Source organism: Microbulbifer magnicolonia (genome assembly GCF_035117725.1).
Taxonomy (GTDB): domain Bacteria; phylum Pseudomonadota; class Gammaproteobacteria; order Pseudomonadales; family Cellvibrionaceae; genus Microbulbifer; species Microbulbifer magnicolonia.
In genome coordinates, this window is the sequence record NZ_JAYEFD010000002.1 from 221,873 (window position 1) to 248,617 (window position 26,745).

Here is a 26,745-nt window from a genome sequence, read left to right on the forward strand (position 1 = left end):
GGTTATTGGTGTTGTTGTTCGAGCTTGTCGATTTCGCGTTCCACTTCGCCGGGCGAACCGGTGCGGCGCGCGAGCAGATCGTAGGCCACCGGCACGATGAAAACCGTGAACAACGTCGCCGCCAGCACGCCGAACAACACCACGTTGCCGATCACCGCGCGGGTCTCGGAGCCGGCGCCGGAGGACAGCAGCAGCGGCAGCGAACCGGCGGCGGTGGTGATGCCGGTCATCAGGATCGGGCGCAGGCGCGTCGCCGATGCCTGACGCAGTGCCTCGCCGAACGCCAGGCCGCGGTCGCGCAGCTGGTTGGCGAACTCCACGATCAAAATGCCGTTCTTGGCCGCGAGGCCCACCAGCATGATCAGCCCCACCTGGCTGTAGATGTTCAGCGACTGGCTCGCGGCCAGCAGGCCGGCGAGCGCACCGGCCATCGCCAGCGGCACCGTGAGCATGATCACCAGCGGGTGCACGAAGCTCTCGAACTGCGCCGCCAGCACCAGGAACACCACCAGCGCGCCGAGCAGAATCGCGAACAGGATGGTGTTGCCGGAGTCCTGGAAGTTCTTCGACTGGCCCTTGTAATCGACCACCGGCGTGCCGTCGAGTTTCTCCGCCACCAGGGTGTTCAGGTAGTCGATGGCATCGCCGAGCACCAGCTCGTCCGCCAGGTTGGCTTCCAGCGTGATCGAGCGGATGCGGTTGTAGCGCTGCAGGTTGGGCGAATCGGCGAGTTCGTGCACGTTGACCAGGCTCGCCAGCGGAATCAGCTGGCCGCTGGTGGACGAGCGCGCATAGATACTGTCGAGGCTCGCCGGGGTACGCTGCAGTTCGCGCTCGCCCTCGAGGATCACGTCGTACTCCTCGCCGTCGTTGATAAAGGTGGTGGCGCGCAGCGAGCCGTACATTGTCTGCAGCGTCGAGCCCACCTCGCTGACCAGCACGCCGAGATCCGCGGCGCGCTCGTAATCCACGTCGATGCGCATCTGCGGCTGGGTCTCCTTGTAATCCCAGTCGACGCCGAGCAGGCCCGGGTTGGATTTGGCGATCTCCGCGTTCAATGTGTCGCGCCACTCCGTCAGCTGTTCGTAGCTGGCGCCGCCGAGCACGAACTGCACCGGTTTGCCCAGGCCGCCGCCGAAGCCCTGGCGCATCACCGGGAAGGCGCGCACACCGGACAGGTCGCTGACCTTGTCACGCACCATATTCATCAGCTCGAAGCCGGACGGGCGCTGGTCCCAGGGGGCCAGCGTCAGGATCACGATACCTGAGTTGAAGGTGGCCGAGGTGCCGAAGGAGCGCGGCGAGCGCACCAGCAGCCGCCGCACATAGCCGGCGTCCACCAGCGGCATCAGGCGCTGCTCGATGATATCCATGTACTCCTGCATGTACTGGTAGCTGGCGCCCTCAGGGCCGTTGACCAACAGGAAGAAGGCGCCGCGGTCCTCGCGCGGCGCGTATTCGCTCGGAATCAGTTTCACCGCCAGCGCGGCGAACGCCATCACCAGCGCGAAGACCGCAGCGGCGATCCAGCGCCGGCGCAGCAGGCCGTCGAGGCCGCGGCGGTAGGAGGCCTGCACGCGCGCCATCTGCCGGTCCATCAGCTGGGTCAGGCCGTTGCCGCGGTCGCTGGGCTTGATCAGCTTGGACGCCAGCATCGGCGACAGCGTCAGCGCCGTCAGCGACGAGAAGATCACCGCCGCGGACATGGTCAGCGCAAATTCGGAGAACAGCCGGCCGATATCGCCCTGGAGGAAGGTGATCGGCACGAACACCGCCACCAGCACCAGCGTGGTCGCGACCACCGCGAAGCCCACCTCGCGCGCGCCGCGGTAGGCGGCCAGCAGCGGCGGCTCGCCCAGCTCGTCCATGCGCCGGAAGATGTTCTCCAGCACCACGATGGCGTCGTCCACCACCAGGCCGATCGCCAGCACCAGCGCCAGCAGCGTCAGCAGGTTGATGCTGAAGCCGAAGGCGTAGAGCAGCATCGAGGTGGCGATCAGCGACACCGGCACCGTGATCGCCGGCACCAGGGTCGCGCGCCAGTTGCCGAGAAACAGGTAGATCACCAGCACGACCAGAATGACCGCGATCGCGAGCGTGGTGTAGACCTCCTTGATCGCCTCGCTGACGAACACCGAGGAGTCGTAGCTGAGCGCCAGCCGCATGCCTTCGGGCAGGTCGGCGTTGACCTTTTCCATCTCGCGCTTGGCGGCCTCGGCCACCGCGATGATGTTGCCGGTGGACTGCTTGGTGATGCCGATGCCGACCATCGGCTCGCCGTTGCCGCGGAAGGTGGACCGCTCCTCCACCGAGCCGAGTTCGACCCGCGCCACATCGGCGAGGCGCACCACATGGCCGTTGGCGCCGGTGGCGATGGCCAGGCGCGCGAAGTCCTCCTCGGCGCGGAACTGGCGCTGCAGCCGCAGCGTGAACTGGCGATCGCTGGATTCGAGGTAACCCGCCGGCAGCTCGCGGTTCTCTGCGCGCAGCGCGCGCTCGATATCGCCGCTGGTGACGCCGTGCGCGGTCATCGCATTGCGGTCCAGCCAGATGCGCATCGCGTAATCCTTGGCACCGCCGACCCGCACCCGCGCCACACCGTCGAGCACCGAGAAGCGATCCACCAGGTAGCGGTTGGCGTAGTCGGAGAGTTCGGGAATGGTGCGGTTTTCCGCAGTCAGGTTCAGCCACAGGATCACGTCGTCGTTGCTGTCGACCTTCTCGATCTCCGGCGGGTCCGCTTCGGTGGGCAGGTCGTCGAAGACTGCCGACACCCGGTCGCGGATGTCGTTGGCCGCGGCGTCCACATCGCGGTTGATGGTGAATTCGATCGAGATGCGCGAGCGGCCGTCGACGCTGGACGAGGAGATGGTCTTGATGCCCTCGATCCCGGCGACCCGGTCCTCGATCATGCGCGTGATACGCGTCTCGACCACCGCGGCCGAGGCGCCGGGGTAGTCGGTGGTGATGGAGACGATCGGCGGATCTATATCCGGGTATTCGCGCAGCGGCAATCGGTCGAAACTGATCAGGCCGAACACCACCAGCAGCAGTGACAGCACCAGCGCAAAGACCGGCCGTTTGACCGAGACATCGCTCAGGATCATAGCGCGCCCACCCCGCTCGCCGGCTCGGCGACCACTGCCTGGCCGTCGCGGATATGCAGCGTGCCGCGCGTCACGACGCGGTCATCCGCGCCGAGGCCGGAGAGGACTTCGACGCGGCCGGGAAAGCGGCGGCCCAGCTCAACCTGGCGCAGGCGCGCCACCTGCCCGGCTTCGCTTCCCTCCAGCACATAGACCGACTGGGTGTCCGCCAGCGGCACCAGCGCCGCCTCGGGGATGGTCAGCGCCTGGCGCTGGTCGCTGACGATCTCGACCGTCAGCAGCATGCCGGGTTTCAGCAGGCCGTCGCGGTTATCCAGTTGCGCGCGCACGGTAAAGGCGCGGGTCTGCGGGTCCACCCGCGCCTCCACCAGCATCACCTCGCCGCGGAAAACCCGCCCCGGGTGCGCCTGGCTGCGCGCCCGGATCGCCATGCCGCCGTCGATCAGCGGCAGCTGGCGCTCGGGCAGGGTGAAATCCAGTTTCAGCCGGGAGATGTCCTGCAGCGCGACGATTTCCGTCGTCGGCGACACCAGTGTGCCGAGACTGATATTGCGCAGGCCCAGCTGGCCGTCAAAGGGGGCGCGGATCACGCGGTCGGCGATGCGCGCCTCGAGCGCGGCGATGCGCGCGCGGGTCTCGGCGACCAGCGTACTGGCAGCGTCCAGCTGTTCCCGGGTGGCCAGCTTGTCGCGCTCCAGCCGCTGCAACCGCTCGGCATCCCGCTGGTAGCGCTCGAGGCTGGCGCGCGCGCCGGCCAGCTCCGCCTTTTCCTCAGCGTGGCTCAGTTCCACCAGCAGGTCGCCGGCTTTCACTCTCTGGCCGCTCTCAAACGCGATGCGAGTGATCTGCTCCGTCTCGCTCGCGCGAATGGACACGGACTCCCAGGCCTTGGCGGTGCCCAGCGCCTCTAGGCGATTGTCGATTTGCTGTTCCTGCACCGGCTCGATACGCACCGGCACCGGGCCGCCGCTCTGGGCCAGTAGCGCGGGGGGGAGAAATAGCAGGCTGAGAGCGAATGCGCCGAAAGTTTTCATGATTCTTGTCGTTGTTACATCAAAAGGGTTCCGCCGCGGGCAATCAATGGTGGGCTCGCGGACCGGGATTCATTGGCCATGGCTGGGGCCGGCGTTGCGCCGAACGCAAGCCTAAATGATACGGCGCGGCGGGCCGAAGGGTTTACATAAATTTACATTTGGCAGGCTTGCCGGGCGGGACAGCCCTCTGCCCCGACCCCTCGCCAGCGGGAGCGGAGGGTGGGCAGAGGGACTGGGGAGAAGGCTGAACGGAGAGGTTACTCGCCGTCGTCGCCGTAGATGATGTTGCTGTTCACCTTGACGGTCAGCGGATGGTAGCCGCGTTTGGCGTTTTCAAAGATGCGCTTGGCGAGCTCGCCCTGTCCGGTCTCCACCAGGTTGCGGTACAGCGGGCGCAGGAACTTGTTGCGGCCGATGCCGGTGAGAAACTGCTCCAGGCGCTGGTAGGCCGGCTGGTAGTTGTTGCGCACGGCGATCATCAGCCAGCTGAACGCGACTTCATTGTTCTGCGACTCGGTCAGGCCGAAGACCTCGTCCAGCTCCTTCAGCTGCGCCTCGCTCAGCTTCTCCGGCATGCCGTCGAGGAAGTACTTCCACTGGTGGAAGGTCCAGTCGCCGGTGTCGATATCCTGCGCCGCTATCTCACCGTCGAGCCACTGGCTCCGCACCGGATCCAGCTTGGTGAAGGCGTCGGATTGCGGGTGCGGCGCACCGGCGGGAATGCCCGGCTCGAAGATCCACTCGTTGATGCGCTCGGCGTCCAGCTTGTCCGGATACTGTTTCAGCAGCGTCTCGTTCAGATATTTCACGAAATCTTCCGTGGTGATGCTCTGGAAGGCGAAGTTGTTGAAGTAGTCCAGCAGGAACTGGTCGAAGTTCTCGCGGCCGACTTTCTGTTCCAGTTCGTACAGGAACAGCGAGCCCTTCTCATAGGGGATATTGGAGAAGACCTCGTCCGGATCGCGGCCGCGCAGGTCGATGGCCATGATCTCGTCGCGGTCGTCCTTGTCCTTCAGATCGGCCTGCAGGTCGTCATAGCCCAGCGCCATTTCCATGCGGTAGCGCTCGTCGCCGTAGACGTTCTGCATGATGCGGTTGGTCAGGTAGGTGGTGAAGCCCTCGTTCAGCCACAGGTCGCGCCAGCTGGCATTGGTGACCAGGTTGCCGGACCAGGAGTGGGCCAGCTCGTGGGCGATCAGCGCCACCAGGCTCTTGTCACCGGCGATCACGGTCGGGGTGATAAAGCTCAGGCGCGGGTTTTCCATACCGCCGAACGGGAAGCTCGGCGGCAGGATCAGCAGGTCGTAGCGGTCCCAGCGGTAGGGGCCGTAGACCTTTTCGGTGGCCTCGAGCATGGACTCGGTGTCCTCGAACTCCGCAGCCGCGGCGTCCAGCAGCGACGGCTCGGCGTAGACGCCGGTGCGCTCGCCCATCGGCTTGAACTCCAGGTCGCCCACCGCCAGCGCCAGCAGGTAGGACGGGATCGGCTGCGGCATCTCGAATTCGTAGACGCCGTCCTTTTCCGCCTGCGGATCGTTGTTCGCACTCATGACCGCGCGCAGCGCTTCCGGTGTGCGAATAGTAGCGTTGTAGGTGATACGGACCTTGGGCGAATCCTGCAGCGGCACGAAGCTGCGCGCGTGGATGGCCTGGGCCTGGGTGAACAGGAACGGGTGTTCCTTGCCCGCGGTCTGCTGCGGCTCCAGCCACTGCACGCCGGACGCGTCCGGGGAGGTGCGGTACTGGATGGCAACTCTGGTGGCGTTCTTCGGCAGGTTGATCTTCAGCGGCGTGCCCAGGTGATCGTCCTTCTCACCCATGGAGAACTTGACCGGATCCATCTTCTCACCGTGGCCGGCCTTGACCGACTCGATCTCGAGCCCGCGGGTATCGAGGATCATCGGCCGGTTCTTGTCGTTCAGCCGCTTGAACTGCAGCTTCGCCTCGCCCTCGAGCACCTTGCGCTCGAAATCGACGTTCAGGTCCAGATCGATGTGCTGCACCCGATAATCGTCGGTGTTGGCAAAGGAGTGGTAATCGACGCCGGATTGCGGCGCCTTGTCCGCAGGCGCCTGCTTTGCGGTATCCGCCGGCTGTGCTGCGGCAGTTTCACCCTTGGCCTCGGGTTCCGCGGGCGGTTCGGATTTTGAGCAGCCACCCGCCAGGGCGAGGGTGCCGACAAATAAGCTGGTACAGAGTAAGCGGGGCAACATGGGATGGCTCCAATAGGGTTGTACTCGCGATTTTGCGTCTGTTAGATCGCGGCACAGGATACAGGAGCCGAGTGCAATGATGAATGCGGAATGCGGAATGCGGAATGCGGACAAATCTGCAGGGAGCAGACTTGCACCGCCAAAGTCTGCCCGCGTAGCGGGTGAAATGCAGGAATGCACTCCATGAATGCAGAAAAGGACAGGAGGCGGTTGCGGGCCTCAGTGCGGTGGCGGCCCCCGGCATCAGGACCTGCGCATCTGGCTCCGGTATTCTTCCGCGAAGCCTGACAAATTATCAGTCGAGACTGAAATCGAAATTCATCTCGTCCGCCGGTGCCTGCACGTAATAGCCCTGAATATAGTCGGTGCCCGTCTGCCACAGCGTGGGCAACATGCTGGCCTGCTCGATGTGCGGCACTATCACCTTGGTGTTGGCCTCGCCCAGCTGTTTGACCAGGCTGGCGAGCGTATCGCTGCTCTCGCCCTCGTCCTGCACCTCGCGCACGAAGGACGGATCCACCTTGGCGATATCCACTTTCACGTGCTCCAGCGCCTTGAACGGATTCAGGCCGGTGCCGAAGTGGCACACCGCCACGCGGCAGCCGAGGTCCTGCACCTGTTTGGTGAAGTCGCGCGCGGCGTGCAGATTGCTGGTGATGTCTTCCTGGCGCAGCTGGAATACTACTGACCTGGGCGGCACCTTGGCGGCCTTGAAGGCCACGCCCAGCCAGGCGGGCAGACCGCTGTCAGTCAGCGACGCGGCGGTGATATGCAGCAGCAGGGTCACTTCCTTGCCGGCGGCCCGCTCGGCGGCGGCGGCCTTGATCGCAGTCAGGATCACCCAGCGATCCATCTTGCTGGAGAGTCCCGCATCGCCGAGCGCCTCTAGGAAGGCCTGCGGCGCCAGTTGCTCTTTGCCATCCACCATGCGCACCAGCACTTCGTACATTTGCTCGCCGGTGCCCTGCAGGCTGAGGACCGGCTGGTAAAGCAGTTTCAGCTTGCCCGCCTCCAGTGCCTGCGCCACTCGCGCGCGGTGATAGGTGTCGGCGTCGCCCTGCTTGCTGCTGTCGGGCTCGTAGAGGGCGACGGTGCCGCCACTGTCGCTCTTCTGCAGCGCCTGGTCATGGGCTTCCAGGGCATGGTCCAGCACAGTCTGCGCACTGCCGGAAGCCTCGCTCAACAGGGATATGCCCACGGACACCGTGACCTGCAGCGTCTTGCCGGCGGCATCGAAGATGGTATCGGCAATTTTCCGCGTAATTTCCCTGGCGCGGTGCTCGGCGCTGTCCGGCGTCGTATCCGGAATCAACAGGCAGAAACTCTCCTCGCCGTAGCGCGCCACTACATCGCCGCGGCGCAGGCTCGACTGCAGCAACTGCGCCATTTTCTTTTGCAACGCATCGGCGCCGGCCACCCCCACGACCTTCTGCACCGTCTCCTCGAAACGGTCCACCTCGATAAACATCAGGCCGCCGGTGCGCTGGGAACCGGCGGTGGAGGTGATCGCCGCGCCGAGCTGCTGCAGGAAATGCTGGCGGTTGTAGAGGCCGGTGAGCGGATCCCGGTTCTTGATGTCACTGAGCTGTGCTTCCAGCTGCTCCGTGTCGCCGCCGCGGCTGGCAATGCGCACCTGCAGGCAGCGCTCGTCGTCGTAGGTCGTGGACAGCACCTCGGCGCGGGTCGGCATGGGACTGCCCGAAGCGGTCTTGGCGGTGAATTTCCACTCGCTCGCTTCCACTTCGTTGTTGTCGATCGCGCACTGCTTCAGGAACTCGCGCGCCTCGTCCTGCTCGCCTTCGGTGAGCATGTCGATCAGCGGCTGGTACTCGACATCTTCGCCGCTGCCGTGACCGAAGCGCTCGGCAAAGGAGTCGTTGGCGTAGACGATCAGGCCGTCCGAGACATAGGCGATGGCGTCCTTGGAGCTGTCCAGCAGCTCCTTCGCGCGCTGCAGTGTGGCGTGGTAGCGGCGGTCGTGCAGACGGGCCTGACGGCGATTGGCCAGGGCGGCCAGTTCCCGTTGCATGACGAGCAGCAGGTGCTGGTCCTCGTCGACGGTGACCACGTCCCGCGCACCCAGCTTCAAACCCTCCACCACCGGCTGGCATCCGCTGCGTTCGCTCAGCAGTATCGCCGGCACATCTTTTTGCAGTTTGCTGATGGTGCGCAGCGCCACGGCCGGCGGTACCTGCTGGCTGTTCTCGGCGGCGATCAGCAGGTCCCAGGTTTTGTCCTGCAGTAACTTGGCCAGCGCCGCCTCACTGGCAACGTGTTGCGCCCGGTTGGAACGACCGGCGTTATGCAGCATGCTCACCAGGCGCTGGGCCTCGGACGGCGTATCGTGAATCAGGAGAAGTCGGATGGTGTCGTTGCTGCTCATTATTCGCTCAATTACTTATAGGCGGCGTACCCCTGCCGCGAACCCCTAAGTTTAGGGGGCGGCGATGGCCGCATACAAGGGCGCTCGATGAGCGAGTGCGCGACCCAGGTCACACAAATTCAAAGCGCGCGAAACTGCCGGTGGCGAGTGTTTGACGATGCAGGGTGACCGACTGGGGATTGGACGATGCCAACAATTCCAGGCTGTCGTGGCACTTGAACAGGGGTACCGGCAGTATCAGCGCCGGCTTGTCCTCGGGCGTCGACTTGACCAGCAAGCCGGCGATGGGTGCGGAGAGGTGGCCGGCGGCCGTGTGGCGCCGCACCTGCACCGGCATGGCCTCGGCGGCCAGCACTTCCACACCGGCGCGGCTGTGATCGGGCAGCGTGTGCTGCCAGCGCACCAGGGCCACCTGCCAGCTGTCCTGCAGGCGAATACCCACCAGCTCCCCCACGCGCAGCGCGGCGCAACTGGACGGCGGCAAGCTGAGCCCCACGCCGCGACCACTGCAATTCAGCACATTGGCGACCTGCGGGCGGTAGCGCTCGGCAACCTTCTCTACGCCGCGGGTGCGGGCCCGCGTTTCCCGGCCCAGGCTCGGCGCACAGGGCAGCACCACATCGTATTCACCGATCGTCTGGCCCGAGCGGAAGTCCACCGAATCAACATCCATACACAGGTGATCCCTGTCCGGCTCGGACCACCGGAAAAAGTCCTCCGGCGCGGAATCCTGCTCGGAGCCGCGGGCGCCGAGATGATGGCAGATGGCGCCGATACCGACGACAACGTCACAGGTCTGCTGCAGTGGAGTACGGCGCTCGCTGCGTCCGGTCTGGGACGCCCAGCCGCGCTGCAGTTTTTCCAGCAGCGGGTCGTAGCGCCGCTTCAGCTCCCGTTCGAGCAGGGTCAGCACATGGACGAGATCCACTTTCCAGCCCTGAGGGGCGGTAAAGTGCCGCAGGTCCACCTTGCAGCTGCCCAGGCGGTTGGCGGGCACCGGCGGCTGGTCGAGCGCCAGAGATGCCAGCAGCCCGTTGCGGCGATCGCTGTAGGCGAGCACGATTTGCGCCGCCCGGCTCCAGTCGCGGGTCAGCGCCCACAGCTGTTCCTGCTCCTGGGTATCCAGTTGCGCCGGATTGGCACTGGCGAACAATGCCACCTGCAGATAGGCACCGGAGGTGCTGCCCTTGCGCCGCGGGTGCAGCCCGTCGCCCACCTGCTTCGCCTCCAGCTTGTACAGCTGCGCGACGCGCAACAATATTTGCATATTGCGCCAGCAGTGCTGCGGCGTGCCCAGCCCGAACAGTGAAACTACGTGAATCACCCTCGCATAGCTGTCCACAGCGCGCTGCAGGCAGCGCGCGCGCCGCTCCCGCAGCAGCAGCGCCAGGCCGCGCTCATCCTGCAGCTGCGCGGCGATACCGGCAAAGGCCTTGCCCAGCTGCTGCAGCAGGCGCACCGCCGCCAGTACTGTCTTGCGCAGTTCCGCCGTCTGCGTACTGGCCAGAGCCGCGCGCTGGATCGCCATGGCTTCGACGCAGGCCAATGTGTACTCGCGCAGCAAATCGAGCACCGGCAGGCGTTTGCCCGCCGGCGCCTGCCAGTGCGCCACTTCGTCGATCAGGGTCGATAGCAGACCGCCCAGGCGCTGCTGGTCGGCGAGTTGATAGGGTTGCAGATCGTATTGCTCCAGCCAGCCGGACAGTTGGCGCTCGGTGGCACAGCCACAGCTGAGTGCCGGCAGCGACAGGGCCGGCAACTGGAGTTTGGCGAAGAGTTTTTGTTGTACCTCGGCTGCCCTGGCGGCAGCGACATCTCGAACGGCATCCTGCATTGCAAATAACCATCCCTCGGTTTGCAAGCAGTATAAGAAGGGGGCTTTTCCGGGAACAAGCGCAATGCGTCGATTTAGACGTCAAAATTGCGACATTCGTCATCCGCCCATTAGGCGCAAATAGCCACTTTTAGCTACTAACTGGCGACTTTGATGCCATTCCTGCAATTTCTCGCATCAGCTTCGGCACCAGGTAGCCGGGCAGGCGCCGGCGCAGCTGCTCGACCAGTGCCAGGGCGTGCTCGTCCGCCACTTCGAAATGGGCCGCCCCCTGGACCCGGTCCAGCTGGTGCAGATAGTAGGGCAGCACCCCGGCCGCGAACAGCGCCTCGCTCAGGTCCTCCAGCGCCTCGGCGCTGTCGTTCACACCCTGTAACAGCACCGCCTGGTTGAGCAGCGTCACGCCTGCGCCGCGCAGCTTTGCCAGGGCCGCGCGCACTTCTGCATCGATTTCGTTGGCGTGGTTGCAGTGCAGTACCAGCACCGGCTTCAGTCGCGAACCGGTGAGCCAGGCGAGCAGATCGTCGTTGATGCGGCTGGGGGCAACCACCGGCAGGCGAGTGTGCACGCGCAGCTTGTCCAGGTGCGGGATTTCCGCCAGCTCGGCGGCGAGCCAGCCGAGCTGGCGGTCGTTCAGCACCAGTGGGTCACCACCGCTCAGGATCACCTCGCGCACCTCGCTGCGGCTGCGGATGTAGTCCAACGCCGCCTGCCACTGGCGGCGACTCAGGTGGTTGTCGCCGTAGGGGAACTGGCGGCGAAAGCAGTAGCGGCAGTTGACCGCGCACTGCCCGGCGGCTATCAGCAGCAGGCGGCCGCGGTACTTGTGCACCACGCCGGGTACCGGATTGGCCTTTGCCTCTTCCAGCGGATCGGCACTGAAGCCGGGGCTCGCCTGCAATTCCGGCGCTCCCGGCAACACCTGGAGCAGCAGCGGGTCGCGCGGGTCGCCAGGCCGTATACGCTTGAGGAAGGGGCGCGGCACGCGCAGGGCGAACGCTCCGCTCGCCCGCAGCGCGGCCGGCAGCTGCTCGGGACTCAGACCCAGCAGCTCGATCAACTCGGCCGGATCGGTGACCAGGTCCGCCAGCTCGTCCTGCCAGCGGCGGCTCGCGCTGTCGGCGGCTGTTTCGCGAGCGACTATTTCACTGGGAGCGGAGGCGTGCTGTATCATAGGCGGCCGTTTCATGGTGCTGGAGGTTGCGCAGAGCGCGCAAATTTTAAGCACTTATGCGAAATTTGAAAGGGCAAAAATTGAAAGGGCGGCCTGGCCCCTGTCCAGACTCCCGAAGGTTCTGAATATTTAGAGGATTTCATGGCTAGTTACTCCACCAACGAATTCAAGGGCGGCCTCAAGGTAATGCTGGACGGCGACCCCTGCTCCATCGTGGAAAACGAATTCGTCAAACCCGGCAAGGGCCAGGCATTCAACCGGGTCAAGCTACGCAACCTGAAGACCGGCCGCGTCTGGGAGCGCACCTTCCGCTCCGGCGAGAGCCTCGAGTCGGCGGACGTGATGGATCGCGAAATGGAATACCTGTACAACGACGGTGAGTTCTTTCACTTCATGGAACCGGAAACCTTCGAGCAGCACCAGGCCAGCGCCGCTACCGTCGGCGATGCCGCCAAGTGGCTGAAAGAGCAGGACGTCTGCACCGTGACCCTGTACAACGGTATGCCGCTGGCGGTGACACCGCCGAACCACGTGATTCTCGAGATCACCGATACCGACCCCGGTGTGCGCGGCGATACCGCCCAGGGCGGCACCAAGCCGGCGACCCTGTCCACCGGCGCCGTGGTCAAGGTGCCGCTGTTCCTGGAAATCGGCGAGACCATCAAGGTCGACACCCGCACCGGCGAGTACCTGGGCCGCGCCAAAGATTGATTGCCCTATTGTTGTCCTGTAGGAGCGGCCCACGGCCGCGATCGATGGTGGTTTAACCCGAGATCGATCGCGGCCACCGGCGGATGGCCGCCCCGCCGCTCCTACATGAGTCCTCCGATAAATGACAGAAACTCCCTGGCAACCCACTTCCTCGATCGAAGCGCTGCGCCGCCGCGGCGCGCTGTTGGCGGATATCCGCCGCTTCTTTGCCGAGCGCGCGGTACTCGAAGTGGAGGTGCCGGTGCTGTCCCGTCGCGCCACCAGCGATCCGCATATCGACTCCATCACCGCACTGTGCAACGGGGACCCCGCCTACCTGGCGACGAGCCCCGAGTTCGGCCTGAAGCGCCTGCTGGCCGCGGGGATCGGTGACTGCTACTACCTCGGCAAGGCATTCCGCGAGGGCGAGGCCGGCGGCCGGCACAACCCAGAGTTCACCATGCTGGAGTGGTACCGCTGCGGCTGGGACGACCGGCGCCTGATGAGCGAGGTCGGCGAGCTGTTGAGCCGGGTGCTTAACGTTGCCCAGGTGCAGTCGCTGAGCTATCGCGAGCTGTTCCTGCGCGAGTTGCAGCTGGACCCGCACGCGGCCTCGGAACAGGAACTGCACGTTTGTGCCGCGCGTGAAGTGGAACTCTCCTTTATTCCCGCCAGCCGCGATGAATGCCTGGATCTGCTGATGAGCCACCGCCTGGAGCCGGCGATGGGCGACGGCATCACCCTGCTGTACGACTTCCCGGCGAGCCAGGCGGCGCTGGCCAAGGTGCTCGAGGACGAAACCGGCACCCCGGTGGCGCGGCGCTTCGAGGCCTATGTCGGCGGGATGGAACTGGCCAACGGTTACTGGGAACTGACCGACGCCGCAGAGCAGCTGCACCGCTTCCAGGCGGACCACCGCTACCGCGGCATGCACAAGTTGCACGTCTATCCGTTCGAAGAGCGGCTGGTGGCGGCGCTGGAGGCGGGCATGCCCGAGTGCGCCGGGGTGGCGCTGGGGATAGATCGGCTGTTGATGCTGGCGGGCGGCTATGCCTCCATCGACGAAGTGATCGCCTTCCCGATCGAACGCGCCTGATCGACCTCAGGGTTCGAACTGGTAGTGGATCACCTCGCCGACGGCAAAGAATCCGGCTTCCAGCAATAACTCCTGTCGCTTTGGCGGTGCCAGGGCCACCGCGTGTTTGTGGTGGCTGCTGAGCGCCTGCTCCACCAGATACGAGAAGAATGCGCGGCCGATACCGCGGCCGCGGTACTCCTCCAGCGTGACCAGGTCGTAGAAGCCGAGCGCGTCGGCGGACGCGAACAGGCAGCCGGCCGCCACCGCCTCGCCGTCCAGCCTGCCGAGGAAAAGCTTCAGCCGGCTGCGCTTCTGCGCCGGCACCTCCTGCAACAGGTGGTAGAACTTCTTTATTTGCGGTCCCTCGCGGGTGCCATTGAACAGCGAGGCCTGGATAGCGCCGTAAGTAACCAGGTCATCAGCGGCGACCGGGGCAAATTCCAGCTTGCCCCGCAATGATTCCGGCAACTCCTCCTCCGCGGCCAGCCGCTGCACCTCCACCGCCATGGCCACCAGCGATTCCCGGCGCTGCAGACCGACTTCCGCCAGCTCGGCGTCGTCGAGAGATTTGCTCGCACAGTGCCACAGCGTGAAAGGGCAGTGGCGCTCGGCAAAGTAGTCGACGACGAAGCGCTGCAGTATGCGCGTCGGCATCACCGTATTGGTTACCGCCTGGTTGAAGGTGTGCGACAGCAGGCCGCTGTCGCTGCGCACGACGCCGGTTATTTCTTTCGTGTGATCCGGATTCAGCAGCCCGGCGCAGTAACTAGCGCGGGACTCAAGATTCCGGCACACGAGGTTTTTGGCGCTGAGACTGTATTTCATGCCTACAAGGATAGCTCCGTTTATCCTTCTTCTTGCTCGCAGTATGGCCGCATCCCGGCGGCCGCACCGCGCTGGTGCGGCAAAAGCTGGCGCAATATTACGGGAGGTCAGCGCAGTTGCCGGTCGACCTGGGTAAGGGCGCAATGGTCCATCGACAGCGCCGGCTCGGCGCAGCTGGCCGCGCAGATTACGCGCGCCGGCACGCCGGCGACCAGCTTGTGTGCGGGTACTGACTTGAGCACCACGCTGCCGGAGGCGATCTGCGCGCACTGGCCTATCTCGATATTGCCGAGCACCTTGCTGCCGGCGCCGATCAGTACGCCATGGCGCACTTTCGGGTGGCGGTCGCCACTCTCCTTGCCGGTGCCGCCGAGTGTCACCGACTGCATGATCGATACATTGTCTTCCACGACCGCGGTTTCGCCAATCACGATGCCGGTGGCGTGGTCGAGCAGTATGCCCTCTCCTAGCCGCGCGGCCGGGTGAATATCCACGCTGAACACGACGGAGATGCGGTGTTGTAAAAACAGCGCCAGCGAGCGGCGCTGCTGCTGCCACAGCCAGTGGGCCACGCGGTAGGCCTGCAGTGCGTGGAAACCCTTGAAGTACAAGAAGGGTTCGTAGAGGGAGTTGCACGCGGAGTCGCGCTGGTAGACCGCGCTCAGGTCCGCGCGGGCCGCGCGGCCAACCGACGGATCCGCCTCCAGCGCCTCGTCGATCACTTCGCGGATCAGCAGCGCCGGCGCCACCGCGTTGTCGAGCTTGTTTGCCAGGTGAAAGCTGAGCGCGGATTCCAGCGTGTTGTGGTTCAGAATGGTGGCGTGCAGAAAGCTCGCCAGTATCGGCTCGCGCTCCACCTGCTGGGCCACATCGGTGCGGATCTGTTGCCAGAGCTCGTCCGTTTTGCTCTCTGTTCGAATCGCTTCCATATTCACCAACTCCGTCACTTAAGACCACTTCCAATTTTGTGGCTTCGAATCGGCCCTGCCACCGGTGGCCATATGGCAAAAAACCTCATCGGTACTCTTTACCAGCTACAGGCGTCTCTGCCGGATGGCCACCGGCGCCATGACCTCGCATCTCGCCAGCTGAAAAGTTTAGCGCCCTTACATTGATGGCTTTATACAGCCCCCAGCGTCAGCGGCGGCTCCTGCAGCGCCGACTGCTGTTCGCGCAGTGCCAGTATATGCTCGGCCCAGTAGCGCGGGGTATTGAACCAGGGGAAAGCCTGCGGGAAGGCCGGATCCTGCCACCGGCGCGCCAGCCAGGCGGCGTGGTGCATCTGGCGCAGGCAGCGCAGCGGCTCGATCAGCTGCACCTGCTGCGGATCGAACTCGGCAAAGGTCTCGTAACCCTCGATCACCGCATCCAGGTAGGCGGTCTGTTCGGCGCGGTTACCCGAGATCAGCATCCAGATATCCTGGATCGCCGGCCCGGTCAGGCAGTCGTCCAGGTCGACAAACCACGGGGTGTCGTCGCGCCACAGGAAGTTGCCGCTGTGGCAGTCCCCGTGCAGACGCAGCGTGTGCCAGTCGCGTTCGAACAGTGGCGCTATCCGCTCGATGATATGGCCGGTCACCGACTCGTAGGCGACGCGGTTCTCCCGCGGCAAAAAGTCGCCGGCGAGGATGAATTCGCGGCTGTCGATCGCGAAGTGCTGCAGCGTCAGTGCCGGGCGGTGCACAAACGGCTTGGCGTTGCCGATCGCGTGGATGCGGCCGAGCATGGTGCCCACCCGCTCCAGGTGCTCGAAATTGTCGAGTTCCAGCTGGCGGCCGCCGCGGCGCGGGAAGAGCGCGAAGCGGAAGCCCTTGGCTTCCATCAACGTGCGACCGTCGAATTGCAAAGGTGCGACAACCGGAATTTCCGCCGCGGCCAGCTCCAGCGTGAACTGGTGCTCTTCCAGGATCTGCTCGTCGCTCCAGCGGCCGGGGCGGTAGAACTTCGCGATCAGCGGCTCGCCGCCCTCGACGCCCACCTGGTAGACGCGGTTCTCGTAGCTGTTCAGCGGAAAGATGCGCGCATCGGAGATCAGCCCGGCGCTCTCGACGCAGTCGATAACCACATCCGGCGTAAGGGCTTCATAGGGATGGTGAGAGTGGTGGTGGCTCTGGGGCATAACGAGTCCGGGGGATTGCACAGGACGGCTATGCTAACGCGGGGCAGCTAGCGGGGACAAACACATAAAAACGGTGGCGCCAATCGCGCCGCCGCTTTCAAGTACCGCTGCGGGGTTGCGGTGTCAGTAACGCTCTGTCTATTTCAGATCAAATCGGTCCAGTGTCATGACCTTGGTCCAGGCGTCGACGAAGTCGTCGACGAACATCTCCCGGTTGCCGTTCATCGCATAGACTTCCGCCACCGCGCGCAGCTCGGAGTTGGAGCCGAAGATCCGGTCCACCGGAGTGGCGGTCCACTTCAGCTTGCCGCTCTGGCGATCGCGACCCTCGTAGAGTCCGTTCTCCTCTGCCGACCCGGACCACTGGGTGGACATATCCAGCAGGTTGACGAAGAAGTCGTTGCTCAGGGTGCCCGGCTTGTCGGTGAACATTCCGTGCCTGGCGTCGCCGTGGTTGGCACCCAATGCACGCAGTCCGCCTATCAGCACGGTCATTTCCGGCACGCTCAGGGTCAGCAGGTTGGCGCTGTCGATCAGCATGTCCACCGGCGCCAAGTGCGCTTCGCCGGCATAGTAGTTGCGGAAGCCGTCGGCCTTGCGCTCCAGGAACGCGAAGGACTGTACGTCGGTCTGCTCCTGCGCGGCGTCGTTACGGCCCGGCTTGAATGGCACTGTGATGTCGTAACCAGCCTTATTCGCCGCCTGCTCGATGGCAGCCGCACCACCCAGAACGATCAGAAACCCGCTTGCCGCCGGACGCCTTGCGGTTGAAGTCTTGCTGGATTTTCTCCAGACGATCCAGAACTCGATCCAGTTCCTGCGGATTGTTTACCGCCCAGTCTTTCTGCGGCGCCAGACGGATCCGTGCACCATTGGCGCCACCGCGCATATCGTTGCCGCGGAAGCTGGCGGCGGAAGCCCAGGCAGTGCGCACCGGCTGCGGTACCGTCAGGTCGCTGCTCAGCACCTTGGCTTTCAGGACCCTGATGCCCCTGTCGTCGATCAGCTTGTAGTCGACCTCAGGGATCGCGTCCTGCCAGATCAGCACCTCCTCCGGCACCTCGTCACCCAGGTAGCGGGCGCGCGGACCCAGGTCGCGGTGGGTCAGTTTGAACCACGCCTTGGAGAAGGCCAGCTGGAACTCCTCCGGGTTCTTGTGGAAGCGCTCGGCAATCCTGGCGTATGCCGGGTCGAAGCGCAGCGACAGGTCGGTGGTAAACATCATCGGCGCGTGGCGCTTGTTCGGAATGTGCGCGTCCGGCACGAACTTCGCCTGATCCGCATTCTTCGGCTGCCACTGGGTAGCGCCCGCCGGGCTCCTGGTCTTCACCCACTCGAAACCGAACAGGTTGTCCAGGAACTGGGAGCTCCAGGCGATCGGATTCACAGACCGGGCGCCTTCCAGCCCACTGGTGATGGTGTCTTCGGCGTTACCCTTGCCGCACTTGTTCTTCCAGCCGAAGCCCTGCTCTTCCAGCGCCGCACCACCCGGTGCTGCGCCCAGGCACTCTTCCGGCTTGTGGGCACCATGGGCTTTGCCGAAGGTGTGCCCACCGGCGATCAGCGCCACGGTTTCCTCGTCGCTCATCGCCATGCGGCCGAAGGTATCGCGAATGCGCTCCGCGGCCAGCTGCGGATCCGGGTTGCCGTTGGGACCTTCCGGATTGCGTAGATCAAACCCATGTGGTCTGCGGCCAGCGATTTTTCCAGTTTCTTGCCGTCGTAACGCTTGTCGTTACCCAGCCACGCGCGCTCAGAGCCCCAGTAAACAACGTCCGCTTCCCACTCGTCTTCGCGGCCGCAGGCAAAGCCGAAAGTCTTGAAACCCATGGATTCCAGCGCGACGTTGCCGGCCAGCGCCATCAGGTCCGCCCAGGAGATATTGTTGCCGTATTTCTGCTTCACCGGCCACAGCAGGCGGCGCGCCTTGTCCAGGCTGACGTTGTCCGGCCAGCTGTTCAGCGGTTCGAAGCGCTGCTGGCCGCCGCCGGCCCCGCCGCGGCCGTCGTAGACACGGTAGGTGCCGGCACTGTGTCAGGCCATGCGGATAAAGAAGGGACCATAGTGCCCGTAGTCCGCCGGCCACCAGTCCTGCGAGGTGGTCAGTACTTTCTCGATATCCTTTTTAACCGCATCGAGATCGAGGCTGTTGAAGGCCTCTGCGTAATCGACATCCTCGCCGAGCGGGTTGGATTTTTCCGCGTGCGGGCGCAGCGGCTGCAGACTGATCTGAATGGGCCACCAGTCCTGGTTTGACATGGGCGCATCACTGGCGCTGGCGCCAGCAGAGATGGCGGCAGCCAGCGCCACTGCCAACGGTAGGATTTTCTTGAGCATTGGATTGCGTTCCTTATGGCTTTTTCTATTGAGCGGTCAAAGCCTATAGGGATGCGCAATGTGCGAGAAATTAGACGTGGTTACCGCCCTTATAAAATCACTCTATGTTCGGCATCAATCATAAAAAAATAAATGACGCAGATAGTTTTCTACAAGCTCCGCAGCTGGAAAAATTAAGTGCCAGCTCTTTTAGGCATAAGAAACCAGAGCACAGCCGCGATCAGGAACAGTGCCGGTACGTCGCCGAGCAGATTGGCGCGCTCCGTCTCATCGGCCAGCGCCTGTGCGAACATAATGCCGCCGTGCACGATGCTCGACCAGATGGTGAACCAGATCAGGCTGGCGTTGGCCGCGGGATTCCTGGCCGCCCGGATCAGGAACACCCCCAGGGTCGCATAGATGCCCATGATCATCTGCTCGTATTCCGGCTGTCGCGGCGTCCAGCCCCAGCCGGAAGGCCAGACCCACATCATCATCGGGTAGATACCAAAAATAAATATCAACCCGAAAACCACCAGCGCAATTTTCAGGTACCTGTTCCTGCTCGATTCATCCATGTCGCTCGCTCTCGGTTTGCTGCGCGCGCCGGCCTGCGGTTCTCAATGAGGTCACTCCTCGAGATCTCCGGGGATATGGCAGACAACTTCGATGTTGTGCCCGTCAGGATCCAGCACATAGGCTGCGTAGTAATCCGGATGGTACTGCTCGCGCACGCCCGGCGCGCCGTTGTCCTTGCCGCCGGCATCGATTGCCACTCTGTAGAATTCCCGCACCGTGTTTCTGTCCTCTGCACGGAAAGCAATATGCAGATTCGGTGCCGTGCTCTTGCCGCCCTTGATCCACAGGTCCGGCTTGTCGGCCCAGCCGAACCCGGCCCACTCGTCGTACTCGAGAATCAACTCGTAGCCGAGCGGCGCCAGCGCCAGTCGGTAGAACTCCTTGCTGCGCTCATAGCTGTGCACGTGCAGACCGATATGATCCAGCATCCCGGTATTGCTCCCTATTGATCAGAATCTGTAGCGTACCGACGCGCGCAGCGCGCGCGGTTCGAACACATGATAGTGAATATCCTCGACGCCCTCTCTTGCCTCGCCCGGCAGGCGCGACGCGTAAAAGTAATCCACATCGTGATCGTCGGAATCCAGCGCATTCAGCAAATCCAGATGGATGCGCCAGTCTGCGGTTTCGAAGCCGACACGCAGGTTCACCAGGGACGAACCTTCGGATTCGACGCTGCCGTCCTCGATCAGCGGGTAGGGTCCGAAGTGGCGCAGGTGCAGCGCGGCAAACCAGCCGTTGTCGCCGCTGTAGTCGACCGCTGCGCTGGCGATAAATGGAATGGCGCCGGGAATGTCATCGCCCGCCGGATCATTGTCGGCGAAGACCGCATCGGTATAGGCCAGTTCCAGTTCGGTATTCAGATAATCGGAAACAAACCAGTAGATCCCGAGTTCCAAGCCGTGCCGCTCGCTCGGGCGGCTGGCCTCGGTGTTGCCGGCGTCGCCGACAAACAGCAGCTCCGAATCCAGCTGCAGATTCCACAGCGCCAGGGTGCTGTGTAGCCGGTCGGTAACGAATACCCGCGCGCCCAGCTCGCAGCCGGTGGAGGCCACCAGAGGATCCACCGGATACACCGCGTCGCCGCTGTTAGGGTCGACTTCAGTCACAGTGCCGCGGGCATCGTTGGAGTGCAGTCCCTGGCCATAGCTGGCATAGAACTCGGCGACCGGCAGCGGCTGCCAGGCCAGACCCGCCTTCACCGAAGTAGCGCCATCGGACTCGGCGCCGCTGTTCTGAGGCCGAGACGCGTCCACGTCGAACTCAAAGTGGTCGTAGCGCACGCCCAGGTAACTGCGCACTGACTCGCTCAGCTGGTACTGGTGCGCGGCGTAGAGGCCGAGGCTGTCTTCCAGGACCGCATCCTCGCGCACGGTGGAGACATATTCGCGCGCACTGGTGCGGTAGAGCCCGACGCTGTCTATATCGTCGCGCCGGCCCTGCAGCCCCAGCTCCCAAGCGGATTTTTCGCGGCCCCATTGCTGCGCCAGTTCGAAGCCGTAGACGTTGCGATCGTCAAACTGTTTGAACTGATCGCCGCTATCGGCGTCGTCGAGCAGATAAGTGAAGTTCGACCACAGGGAGAATTCGTAGTCGATTGCATAGGCACTGGCGCTGAGCTCGCCGCCCGCCAGCGGTGCCGCCCAGCCCGCGGACAGGCTGCGTCTTGTGGTCTCGCCACCGAGGGTCTGGTCGAGGGAGCCGTAGGCGTCGATGATATTCTGCGCCACTGCGCGCGCGGGAATCTGATCCGGCGAGTTCCACTGATTGTCGTAACTCATCAAGGTCATGTGGCCGCGACCACTGCCGAGGTCGCCGCTGACGCGCGCGAGCAGGTTCAGTTTGTCCACATCCTCATCGATATCGCTCCAGGGGCCGGCGTAGGTCTGCCATTCGGCGGCGTAGAGCAGCTGGCTGGAAGCGAAAGCGCTGGAGTTGGCGATCAAGCCACGGCGCCAGCCAAACTCGCCGACACTGGCCTCCGCCATGCCCCGGTGCAGTTGATCGGCGATGCTGAAGTGCGCTGCACCGGCGGAGGAGAAATCTCCAATGTCGGCATAATAGGGTCCCTTGCGGTAGCGCAACCTAGCAACGGTTTCCGGAATCAGGAAATTGAGATCGGTGTAACCCTGGCCGTGCCCGTGGGTGCGCAGATTAACCGGCATGCCGTCGACAAAGGTCGCGAAGTCGGTGCCGTGGTCCAGATTGAAACCGCGCAGGAAATACTGGTTCGCCTTGCCGCTGCCGGAATGCTGAGTGGCCACCATGCCGGGCACGAGCTCCATCAGGTCGCCGGTGCGCAGCAGTGGCCATGTGCCTATCTCGACGGGGCCCACCTCGCCCTCGGACGCGGAGATAGCCTCGCCGGTCAGGTTCATGCGGCGGCCGACTACCGAAACCTCCTCCAGGGCTTCGGCGGGCCGCTCGGATTGTGCATTGCCGGTCGCGACGGCGAGCAGCAGCGAGATCATCAACTCCATGATTATTCCTCGATTTTTCCGGGTTTTCGGCATTCCCGCCGCCAGACATAAGCCACCGCGGCGTTCCGTCACCCGCTCTTTACCGAATCAAAACTTATAGTGCATGGAAGTGCGCAGTGCCCGCTTCAAAGCCCCAACCGGTTGCGCACCAGGATCGCCAGCACCAGCAATACCAGCGTTACGGCCCAGATACCGATGTAATTGCGCATGGCGCGGCGTGCCGTTTTTTTCTGCCACCAGGTCCGCGGCGCTATGCCCTTGAGCAGAAATACCAGTTTGCACGACAGGTTCACGCAGACGATATTGACCGCCAGCAGCAGTGCCGCGCCCGCCGCCAGCTCCCAGCGACCGTGGCCGAGCATCAAGCCAACGGTGGCCGCCGGCGGCAGCAGTGCCACGGCGACCATCACGCCCACCAGCACACTGGAGAGTCCGGTCGTCAGCGACAGGGCCGCGGCGGCGCCGGACGCCAGCGCCAGTGCCACCGCGGCGAGGTTGACCTCGGTACGGCTCAACAGCTCCGGATTCAGCTTCTCGATCGGCCAGAAAATGCCAATGAGGGCGGACATCGCAATGGCTATGGCAATACCGGCGGCGAGGGATTTGGAAGCCTGTTTCATCAGCGCCGTATCGCCGAGCGCCGTGCCCATACCGAACGCCATATTCGGACCCAGCAGCGGCGCAATGACCATCGCGCCGATGACGACGGCGACATTGTTCTCCATCAGGCCGATAGCGGCCACCAGCGTCGACAACAGCACCAGAATGACGTAATTCAGGTCCAGTCGTGCGCTCTTTTCTGCCGTGTCGTAGAGCGCCTCGCGCGCGGCCAGCGCGGTATCCTCCTTCTTGCGCTCTTCATCGGTCGCCTGGGGCAGCGACACCTCCACGGCGATGACCAGCACCCGCGCCGCGGCCTGTGCGGCGAGCGTCGTCTGCAGCGCATCCAGAATCGGCTGTACGCGATCGTCGCTGGCGAGCATGCGCATGGTGTGCAGCCCGGACTGGTCCGCCGGGCCCAGGCGGAAGTCCTGCGCCTCACGCTCCTCGGCGATGGCGGATATACAATCGACACATTCCGCCGGAGCCGTGATTTCAATCAGTTTCATGCGCGCGCCCGCCCGCAGCTGCCACCGCCAGAGATTGTCCAGAGAGTTTAGTGCGGGCGCAATCTAGACGCCGCCGATTACCCGCCAGCGAGCGAGCTTATCGGCGTACGTCATGGCCGCGTGAGCCGGGCTGGTCGACGGCAGCCGCTGGGTGGGGATATCGGCAAGGGGTGCGGGCAGGTCCGGCAGCACGTATCTCTGATACATCTGCTCCGCCTTGGCGCCATTGAAATACAGCTGCGTTATCTGCGGATGCAGTTTCAGGAAGCCGGCAAAATCGTTCGGCACTATCGACGACGCGACGATTTCCGAGTCCATACTACCGGCGCGGGTGCAGGTCTTCAGCACGTCCCAGAGTGCTATTCGATTTGTTGTCAGAGCGGCACAGCGCTGCCGGTAACTGAGGCTGGTGTCCAGCTCCAGCACCGCTTCGATGATCTTCCAAAAAGCATTGCGCGGGTGTGCGTAATACTGCTGCGCTCGCAGCGAGGCGACACTCGGCATTGAGCCGAGAATCAGGCACGTCGCATCGGCTGCGGCTATCGGCTCGAAACTGTGCACTGTAGTCACAGCGACAGGATCCAGTGATAGAGGCCATAGCAGGCCACACCGGCGCCGAAGATAAACTGCCCGATCAGCAGCGCGCGGATCGCAAACGTATAGCGAACGACGGCGCCTTTCTGCGCGCTGTCCCGGGAAAATATCCGGCTCTTTTCCGGCAATTCCTGTTCCAGCTGTTTCAGGCCGGGCACCGCGAGGCTCAACAGCTGGCGGCTGCGCGCATCCACTAGCCAGAATACCGCCGACAGTATTACGACAAAGCCACCGAGCAGCGCAAGGCTCAGTGGGTGAAAGCCCTTTTCGACCGCAGTGAAGATGCCCCCCTCTGCGAACATCGACAGCACGACAAAAAAATTGAAGCCCTTCAGCCGCTGCTCCGCGTTGAATCTGTAATGTTCACACAGGTACTGCCGTTCAGTCACCGCTTGCTCCCCATTTACTTCATCCATCTCAATGTTCGCCGCCTTTCCGGTGATACCCATCGCCTGTCAGTCCCGGTGCAGGCACCAAGCCAGCGCTTCATCTGCGAAAGCGTCTCCGGCTGGCACATACTGCCGTGGATCGTCGAATACACCGATCAGGAAGTGCGTTTCGCCGGGCCACTGGGCACTCTGATAGGAAAGCGGCGTGCCGCAGTTGCTGCAGAAACCCCGTTTCACACCCTCGGAACTCGGATAAACCGCCGGCGGTGAAATCCATGTGACCTGCTCGTCTTTGAAACCGACCCAGGTCGAGAAGGCTCCGCCGGTGGTCCGCCGGCAGCTGTCGCAATGACAGCGCGCGACGAACTTCGGCGTTCCGCCGGCCTCAAAGCGCACGGCACCACAGTGGCAGCCGCCTTTGTGCGTGACATCTATCATGGCCTGTTTCCTCGCATGCCGAACGGCGAGTGCGCCGCTCGCGCTACTGTGCCGAAAAACAAAAAGCCGGGCAATGCCCGGCTCTTTGTACCACCAACTATGTCATCGATTGACCCGGTGCTCGATCAGCTCGTCGACTACCGACGGATCCGCCATCGCCAAGGGTGTCCAGTTCGTTGTGTATGGCTGGCCACTGGAATGCGGACGGCACGCAGATGGCGTATGCCATCCGCCGCGTCGTCGCCCGCCATAGCGGCAAAGCACCGAAGATCGCGGCCTTTCCCTTGAGGCTGATCAGGCTGCTGGCGCCGTTTCTGGAAACTCTGCGCGAGCTGCTGGAGATGCGCTACTTGTGGCAGCAGCCGGGGGTGCGGATGGACAATGCGAAGCTGGTATCGGCGCTCGGGTGGGAGCCGTTGACTCCGCTGGATGCGGCGGTTGAGAAAACGCTGAAGCGTTTGAAGTGCTTGCCCTAAGCTGACCAGTGCACGGCGTTGCTGACACCTTTTGGGAGTGATGAGTTCGCTTTGCTTCCACGTATTCGAAACACGATCTATAGAATGAGGCTTGTATGCGGAGGATATCTCCTACTGAGACAACGAGATGGCTTAAGCGCGGTATTTACTAAATTCAATCAATAGCGATATCAAATGTAAGCCCCCGACTCGCTCAGTGCCCTAAGCGAGTAACACTGACAAGGGGCTTACTACCTTAGTACGACTGCCTTAATCCATTAAGAATGTTTGACTCGAGGCGAGCCTCTAGCGCAGAAGCAATTATTTGGTTCGATGTAACTGACATTTACATTAATAACTCATGAGCAAATAACCTTGGAGCAATAGTGTCCGGCAAATAAATACTGGCACAGCATTCATTACAAGTGTTGCCATTGCCGATCTTATGAAGTAAGAATCCAAACTCCCGGCCCCCAACCTCCGAAGGGAAACTAAAATGATAAGGAATCTATCTTTTTTCGTCCTTTTTTTTATAGCATGGATGTATGGAATCACCTCACATGCTGAGAATAAAAACCTATTTATAGTCATTAACCAGAATCTATCCAAAAATGATGAGGCGGAAAATTATTCTCAGCTTTATGAACACACGTATTTTGCAAAAAAATATGAAGTCGTCAAAGTGAATTTCGACTTACTACTGAAAAATGACAAAGAATTTATTGTTCGAATGCCAAATGGTGAGAAATTACGATTTAATAGAGATTCTATTGACAATATTGCAGATGCCAATCAGTTCTGGGTGGGAACCATTCTTCCTGAAAATGCAAATTTATCCGCAATTGAAGATGACAAAGAAAAGCAGGAACTAGTAAGGACACTTTCATTGCATAGACTGCTAATTCAGGACGTCGAAATTTCGAACAAAAACGACCACAAAAGTCAAGATCCAATAAGAATGGATAAATCCCCTGGCGGGAATCGTGCATATACGATAAACGGGAAGATTTCACCACTTGGATCAAAAAATAAATATGAGATATTTCCATTAGACAATAACCCAAACCTCCACATACTTATGGAGCTTGACCAGGATAAACTGATCTATCAGGGAATGTCAGACATTAAAGAGAGAAAGAAAAAATACAAAGAACATCTAGAAAAAAAACAGAAATCTACGACGACCCTGAAATAAGAGGGCAGTAAAAATGAAAAAATACGCTCTTTTTCTGTGCGTTTTCCTAGCAAGCAACTTTACTTTTGCCATTGACAATACAATTCGAGTTTTTGGGGTATAAACAACAGGCGCCAGCTCCTCAAATGACCGAGCTGCGGCACAAACCTCTCTTACAAACTTGAAAAAAGCCTGGGAAAATTCTGGGATGATTGCGAAATCAGGTGGCGTAACAATAACCCTAATTAACGGAGGCGTTCCGGTACCACTAGGAACAGATTTCTCTGGAACAACGACATTAGGACATTTACAAAACGCAAAAACTGCTATAGGCAATACAAACCTACGGTCTCAGCATCAAGCAGATATAATCATAGTCTATGACTCATTTGTATATGGAGCATGTGGAGTTGCCACATCGGACAACTGGCTGAGAGACGACGGATTAACAACATTTGTTCCAACAAATGGCCTAGATCTTCGCCGCAAGGACATAGACTATGTTGCGCTAGTTGAAACCAGATGTGCCGACACTCCCACCTTAAGCGCCCATGAATTTGGTCACTTACTTGGCGCGGCACACCATATTGAGCAAAGCCCGCCAACTACACAACATCCTGGCCTTTATGATGATAGCCATGGCTGGCGAGAAAAAATAGTGCTACCTCCAGAAATTGGCGGAACGATTGAAATCTGAACAGCTTTTACAAATAACGTAATTTGCACGATAACTGGCTGCCCCGCCGCCTTAAGG

The 26,745-nt window shown here is 62.2% G+C and carries 21 protein-coding genes and 1 pseudogene; 5 read left to right on the top strand and 17 right to left on the bottom strand.

All coding sequences use genetic code 11. From position 1 onward, the window contains the following. Positions 1-2: 2 nt before the first annotated feature. The 6 genes from RRF64_RS10245 to epmB form a co-directional block, all read right to left on the bottom strand. Positions 3-3,107 carry an efflux RND transporter permease subunit gene (locus tag RRF64_RS10245; protein WP_323845791.1) on the bottom strand — a complete coding sequence of 1,035 codons (3,105 nt, stop codon included), beginning with the start codon at positions 3,105-3,107 and terminating at the stop codon, positions 3-5. Next, positions 3,104-4,141 (bottom strand): efflux RND transporter periplasmic adaptor subunit, encoded by a 1,038-nt coding sequence (locus RRF64_RS10250; RefSeq protein ID WP_323845792.1) that lies wholly within the window; start codon positions 4,139-4,141, stop codon positions 3,104-3,106. The genes RRF64_RS10245 and RRF64_RS10250 overlap by 4 nt, the downstream gene beginning before the upstream one ends. A 257-nt stretch (positions 4,142-4,398) precedes the next feature. Beyond that, entirely contained in the window at positions 4,399-6,354 is a 1,956-nt protein-coding gene (locus RRF64_RS10255) for a M1 family metallopeptidase (RefSeq protein WP_323845793.1), read from the bottom strand. A gap of 295 nt (positions 6,355-6,649) precedes the next feature. After that, positions 6,650-8,737, bottom strand: coding sequence for an EAL domain-containing response regulator (locus RRF64_RS10260; RefSeq protein ID WP_323845794.1), 2,088 nt, complete (start codon positions 8,735-8,737; stop codon positions 6,650-6,652). Between the two features lie 109 nt (positions 8,738-8,846). Next, on the bottom strand, positions 8,847-10,571 hold the full coding sequence (locus RRF64_RS10265; RefSeq protein WP_323845795.1) for a hypothetical protein: 1,725 nt from the start codon (positions 10,569-10,571) through the stop codon (positions 8,847-8,849). 130 nt (positions 10,572-10,701) lie between these two features. Beyond that, positions 10,702-11,745 (bottom strand): EF-P beta-lysylation protein EpmB, encoded by a 1,044-nt coding sequence (gene epmB / locus RRF64_RS10270; RefSeq protein ID WP_323845796.1) that lies wholly within the window; start codon positions 11,743-11,745, stop codon positions 10,702-10,704. A 141-nt stretch (positions 11,746-11,886) separates the two neighbouring features. Between epmB and efp the strand changes: the two genes are divergently transcribed. Both efp and epmA read left to right on the top strand, forming a co-directional pair. Further along, positions 11,887-12,456: an elongation factor P gene (gene efp, locus RRF64_RS10275; protein ID WP_323845797.1), complete on the top strand. Its 570-nt coding sequence runs from the start codon at positions 11,887-11,889 to the stop codon at positions 12,454-12,456. 121 nt (positions 12,457-12,577) lie between these two features. Continuing rightward, positions 12,578-13,531, top strand: a complete 954-nt coding sequence (gene epmA / locus RRF64_RS10280) for an EF-P lysine aminoacylase EpmA (protein WP_323845798.1) — start codon at positions 12,578-12,580, stop codon at positions 13,529-13,531. A 6-nt stretch (positions 13,532-13,537) separates the two neighbouring features. On the opposite strand, the gene RRF64_RS10285 is transcribed toward epmA, so the two are convergent. The 11 genes and pseudogenes from RRF64_RS10285 to RRF64_RS10335 all read right to left on the bottom strand — a co-directional run bounded on the left by RRF64_RS10285 (position 13,538) and on the right by RRF64_RS10335 (position 24,362). Further along, positions 13,538-14,338: a GNAT family N-acetyltransferase gene (locus RRF64_RS10285; RefSeq protein WP_323845799.1), complete on the bottom strand. Its 801-nt coding sequence runs from the start codon at positions 14,336-14,338 to the stop codon at positions 13,538-13,540. Positions 14,339-14,445: 107 nt separating this feature from the next. Continuing rightward, positions 14,446-15,267 carry a serine O-acetyltransferase gene (gene cysE, locus RRF64_RS10290; RefSeq protein WP_323845800.1) on the bottom strand — a complete coding sequence of 274 codons (822 nt, stop codon included), beginning with the start codon at positions 15,265-15,267 and terminating at the stop codon, positions 14,446-14,448. A 191-nt stretch (positions 15,268-15,458) separates the two neighbouring features. Beyond that, entirely contained in the window at positions 15,459-16,457 is a 999-nt protein-coding gene (locus RRF64_RS10295) for a serine/threonine protein kinase (protein WP_323845801.1), read from the bottom strand. Positions 16,458-16,595: 138 nt separating this feature from the next. Further along, positions 16,596-18,794 (bottom strand): annotated as a pseudogene (katG, locus tag RRF64_RS10300) (catalase/peroxidase HPI). Between the two features lie 173 nt (positions 18,795-18,967). Further along, a complete protein-coding gene (locus RRF64_RS10305) occupies positions 18,968-19,351 on the bottom strand; it encodes a DUF6632 domain-containing protein (protein ID WP_323845802.1) in 384 nt (127 codons plus the stop codon). Positions 19,352-19,402: 51 nt separating this feature from the next. Then, positions 19,403-19,780, bottom strand: coding sequence for a VOC family protein (locus RRF64_RS10310; RefSeq protein ID WP_323845803.1), 378 nt, complete (start codon positions 19,778-19,780; stop codon positions 19,403-19,405). Positions 19,781-19,801: 21 nt separating this feature from the next. Next, positions 19,802-21,832 (bottom strand): TonB-dependent receptor, encoded by a 2,031-nt coding sequence (locus RRF64_RS10315; protein ID WP_323845804.1) that lies wholly within the window; start codon positions 21,830-21,832, stop codon positions 19,802-19,804. A 125-nt stretch (positions 21,833-21,957) separates the two neighbouring features. After that, positions 21,958-22,941 carry a TIGR00341 family protein gene (locus RRF64_RS10320; protein ID WP_323845805.1) on the bottom strand — a complete coding sequence of 328 codons (984 nt, stop codon included), beginning with the start codon at positions 22,939-22,941 and terminating at the stop codon, positions 21,958-21,960. Positions 22,942-23,004: 63 nt separating this feature from the next. Further along, a complete protein-coding gene (locus tag RRF64_RS10325; protein ID WP_323845806.1) occupies positions 23,005-23,511 on the bottom strand; it encodes a DNA-deoxyinosine glycosylase in 507 nt (168 codons plus the stop codon). After that, a complete protein-coding gene (locus RRF64_RS10330) occupies positions 23,508-23,951 on the bottom strand; it encodes a hypothetical protein (protein WP_323845807.1) in 444 nt (147 codons plus the stop codon). The genes RRF64_RS10325 and RRF64_RS10330 overlap by 4 nt, the downstream gene beginning before the upstream one ends. 39 nt (positions 23,952-23,990) lie before the next feature. Next, positions 23,991-24,362: a GFA family protein gene (locus RRF64_RS10335; RefSeq protein WP_323845808.1), complete on the bottom strand. Its 372-nt coding sequence runs from the start codon at positions 24,360-24,362 to the stop codon at positions 23,991-23,993. Between the two features lie 215 nt (positions 24,363-24,577). Between RRF64_RS10335 and RRF64_RS10340 the strand changes: the two genes are divergently transcribed. From RRF64_RS10340 to RRF64_RS10350, 3 genes are all read left to right on the top strand, one after another. Further along, complete coding sequence (locus tag RRF64_RS10340) at positions 24,578-24,838, top strand: Rossmann-fold NAD(P)-binding domain-containing protein (protein WP_323845809.1); 261 nt, start codon at positions 24,578-24,580, stop codon at positions 24,836-24,838. A gap of 475 nt (positions 24,839-25,313) precedes the next feature. Further along, positions 25,314-26,012 carry a hypothetical protein gene (locus tag RRF64_RS10345; RefSeq protein WP_323845810.1) on the top strand — a complete coding sequence of 233 codons (699 nt, stop codon included), beginning with the start codon at positions 25,314-25,316 and terminating at the stop codon, positions 26,010-26,012. A 187-nt stretch (positions 26,013-26,199) separates the two neighbouring features. Further along, complete coding sequence (locus tag RRF64_RS10350; RefSeq protein ID WP_323845811.1) at positions 26,200-26,688, top strand: hypothetical protein; 489 nt, start codon at positions 26,200-26,202, stop codon at positions 26,686-26,688. The last annotated feature ends 57 nt before the right edge of the window (positions 26,689-26,745 follow it).

What these genes read in the sequence shown, in the direction of transcription:
- RRF64_RS10330 (WP_323845807.1), bottom strand. Translation starts at nt 23,951, where the DNA reads ATGGATGAAGTAAATGGGGAGCAAGCGGTGACTGAACGGCAGTACCTG.
- RRF64_RS10260 (WP_323845794.1), bottom strand. Translation starts at nt 8,737, where the DNA reads ATGAGCAGCAACGACACCATCCGACTTCTCCTGATTCACGATACGCCG.
- RRF64_RS10345 (WP_323845810.1), top strand. Translation starts at nt 25,314, where the DNA reads ATGATAAGGAATCTATCTTTTTTCGTCCTTTTTTTTATAGCATGGATG.
- RRF64_RS10305 (WP_323845802.1), bottom strand. Translation starts at nt 19,351, where the DNA reads ATGGATGAATCGAGCAGGAACAGGTACCTGAAAATTGCGCTGGTGGTT.
- RRF64_RS10350 (WP_323845811.1), top strand. Translation starts at nt 26,200, where the DNA reads ATGATTGCGAAATCAGGTGGCGTAACAATAACCCTAATTAACGGAGGC.
- RRF64_RS10310 (WP_323845803.1), bottom strand. Translation starts at nt 19,780, where the DNA reads ATGCTGGATCATATCGGTCTGCACGTGCACAGCTATGAGCGCAGCAAG.
- RRF64_RS10315 (WP_323845804.1), bottom strand. Translation starts at nt 21,832, where the DNA reads ATGGAGTTGATGATCTCGCTGCTGCTCGCCGTCGCGACCGGCAATGCA.
- epmA (WP_323845798.1), top strand. Translation starts at nt 12,578, where the DNA reads ATGACAGAAACTCCCTGGCAACCCACTTCCTCGATCGAAGCGCTGCGC.
- RRF64_RS10245 (WP_323845791.1), bottom strand. Translation starts at nt 3,107, where the DNA reads ATGATCCTGAGCGATGTCTCGGTCAAACGGCCGGTCTTTGCGCTGGTG.
- RRF64_RS10285 (WP_323845799.1), bottom strand. Translation starts at nt 14,338, where the DNA reads ATGAAATACAGTCTCAGCGCCAAAAACCTCGTGTGCCGGAATCTTGAG.
- RRF64_RS10265 (WP_323845795.1), bottom strand. Translation starts at nt 10,571, where the DNA reads ATGCAGGATGCCGTTCGAGATGTCGCTGCCGCCAGGGCAGCCGAGGTA.
- RRF64_RS10340 (WP_323845809.1), top strand. Translation starts at nt 24,578, where the DNA reads ATGGCGTATGCCATCCGCCGCGTCGTCGCCCGCCATAGCGGCAAAGCA.
- RRF64_RS10320 (WP_323845805.1), bottom strand. Translation starts at nt 22,941, where the DNA reads ATGAAACTGATTGAAATCACGGCTCCGGCGGAATGTGTCGATTGTATA.
- RRF64_RS10335 (WP_323845808.1), bottom strand. Translation starts at nt 24,362, where the DNA reads ATGATAGATGTCACGCACAAAGGCGGCTGCCACTGTGGTGCCGTGCGC.
- RRF64_RS10250 (WP_323845792.1), bottom strand. Translation starts at nt 4,141, where the DNA reads ATGAAAACTTTCGGCGCATTCGCTCTCAGCCTGCTATTTCTCCCCCCC.
- epmB (WP_323845796.1), bottom strand. Translation starts at nt 11,745, where the DNA reads ATGATACAGCACGCCTCCGCTCCCAGTGAAATAGTCGCTCGCGAAACA.
- RRF64_RS10255 (WP_323845793.1), bottom strand. Translation starts at nt 6,354, where the DNA reads ATGTTGCCCCGCTTACTCTGTACCAGCTTATTTGTCGGCACCCTCGCC.
- efp (WP_323845797.1), top strand. Translation starts at nt 11,887, where the DNA reads ATGGCTAGTTACTCCACCAACGAATTCAAGGGCGGCCTCAAGGTAATG.
- cysE (WP_323845800.1), bottom strand. Translation starts at nt 15,267, where the DNA reads ATGGAAGCGATTCGAACAGAGAGCAAAACGGACGAGCTCTGGCAACAG.
- RRF64_RS10295 (WP_323845801.1), bottom strand. Translation starts at nt 16,457, where the DNA reads ATGCCCCAGAGCCACCACCACTCTCACCATCCCTATGAAGCCCTTACG.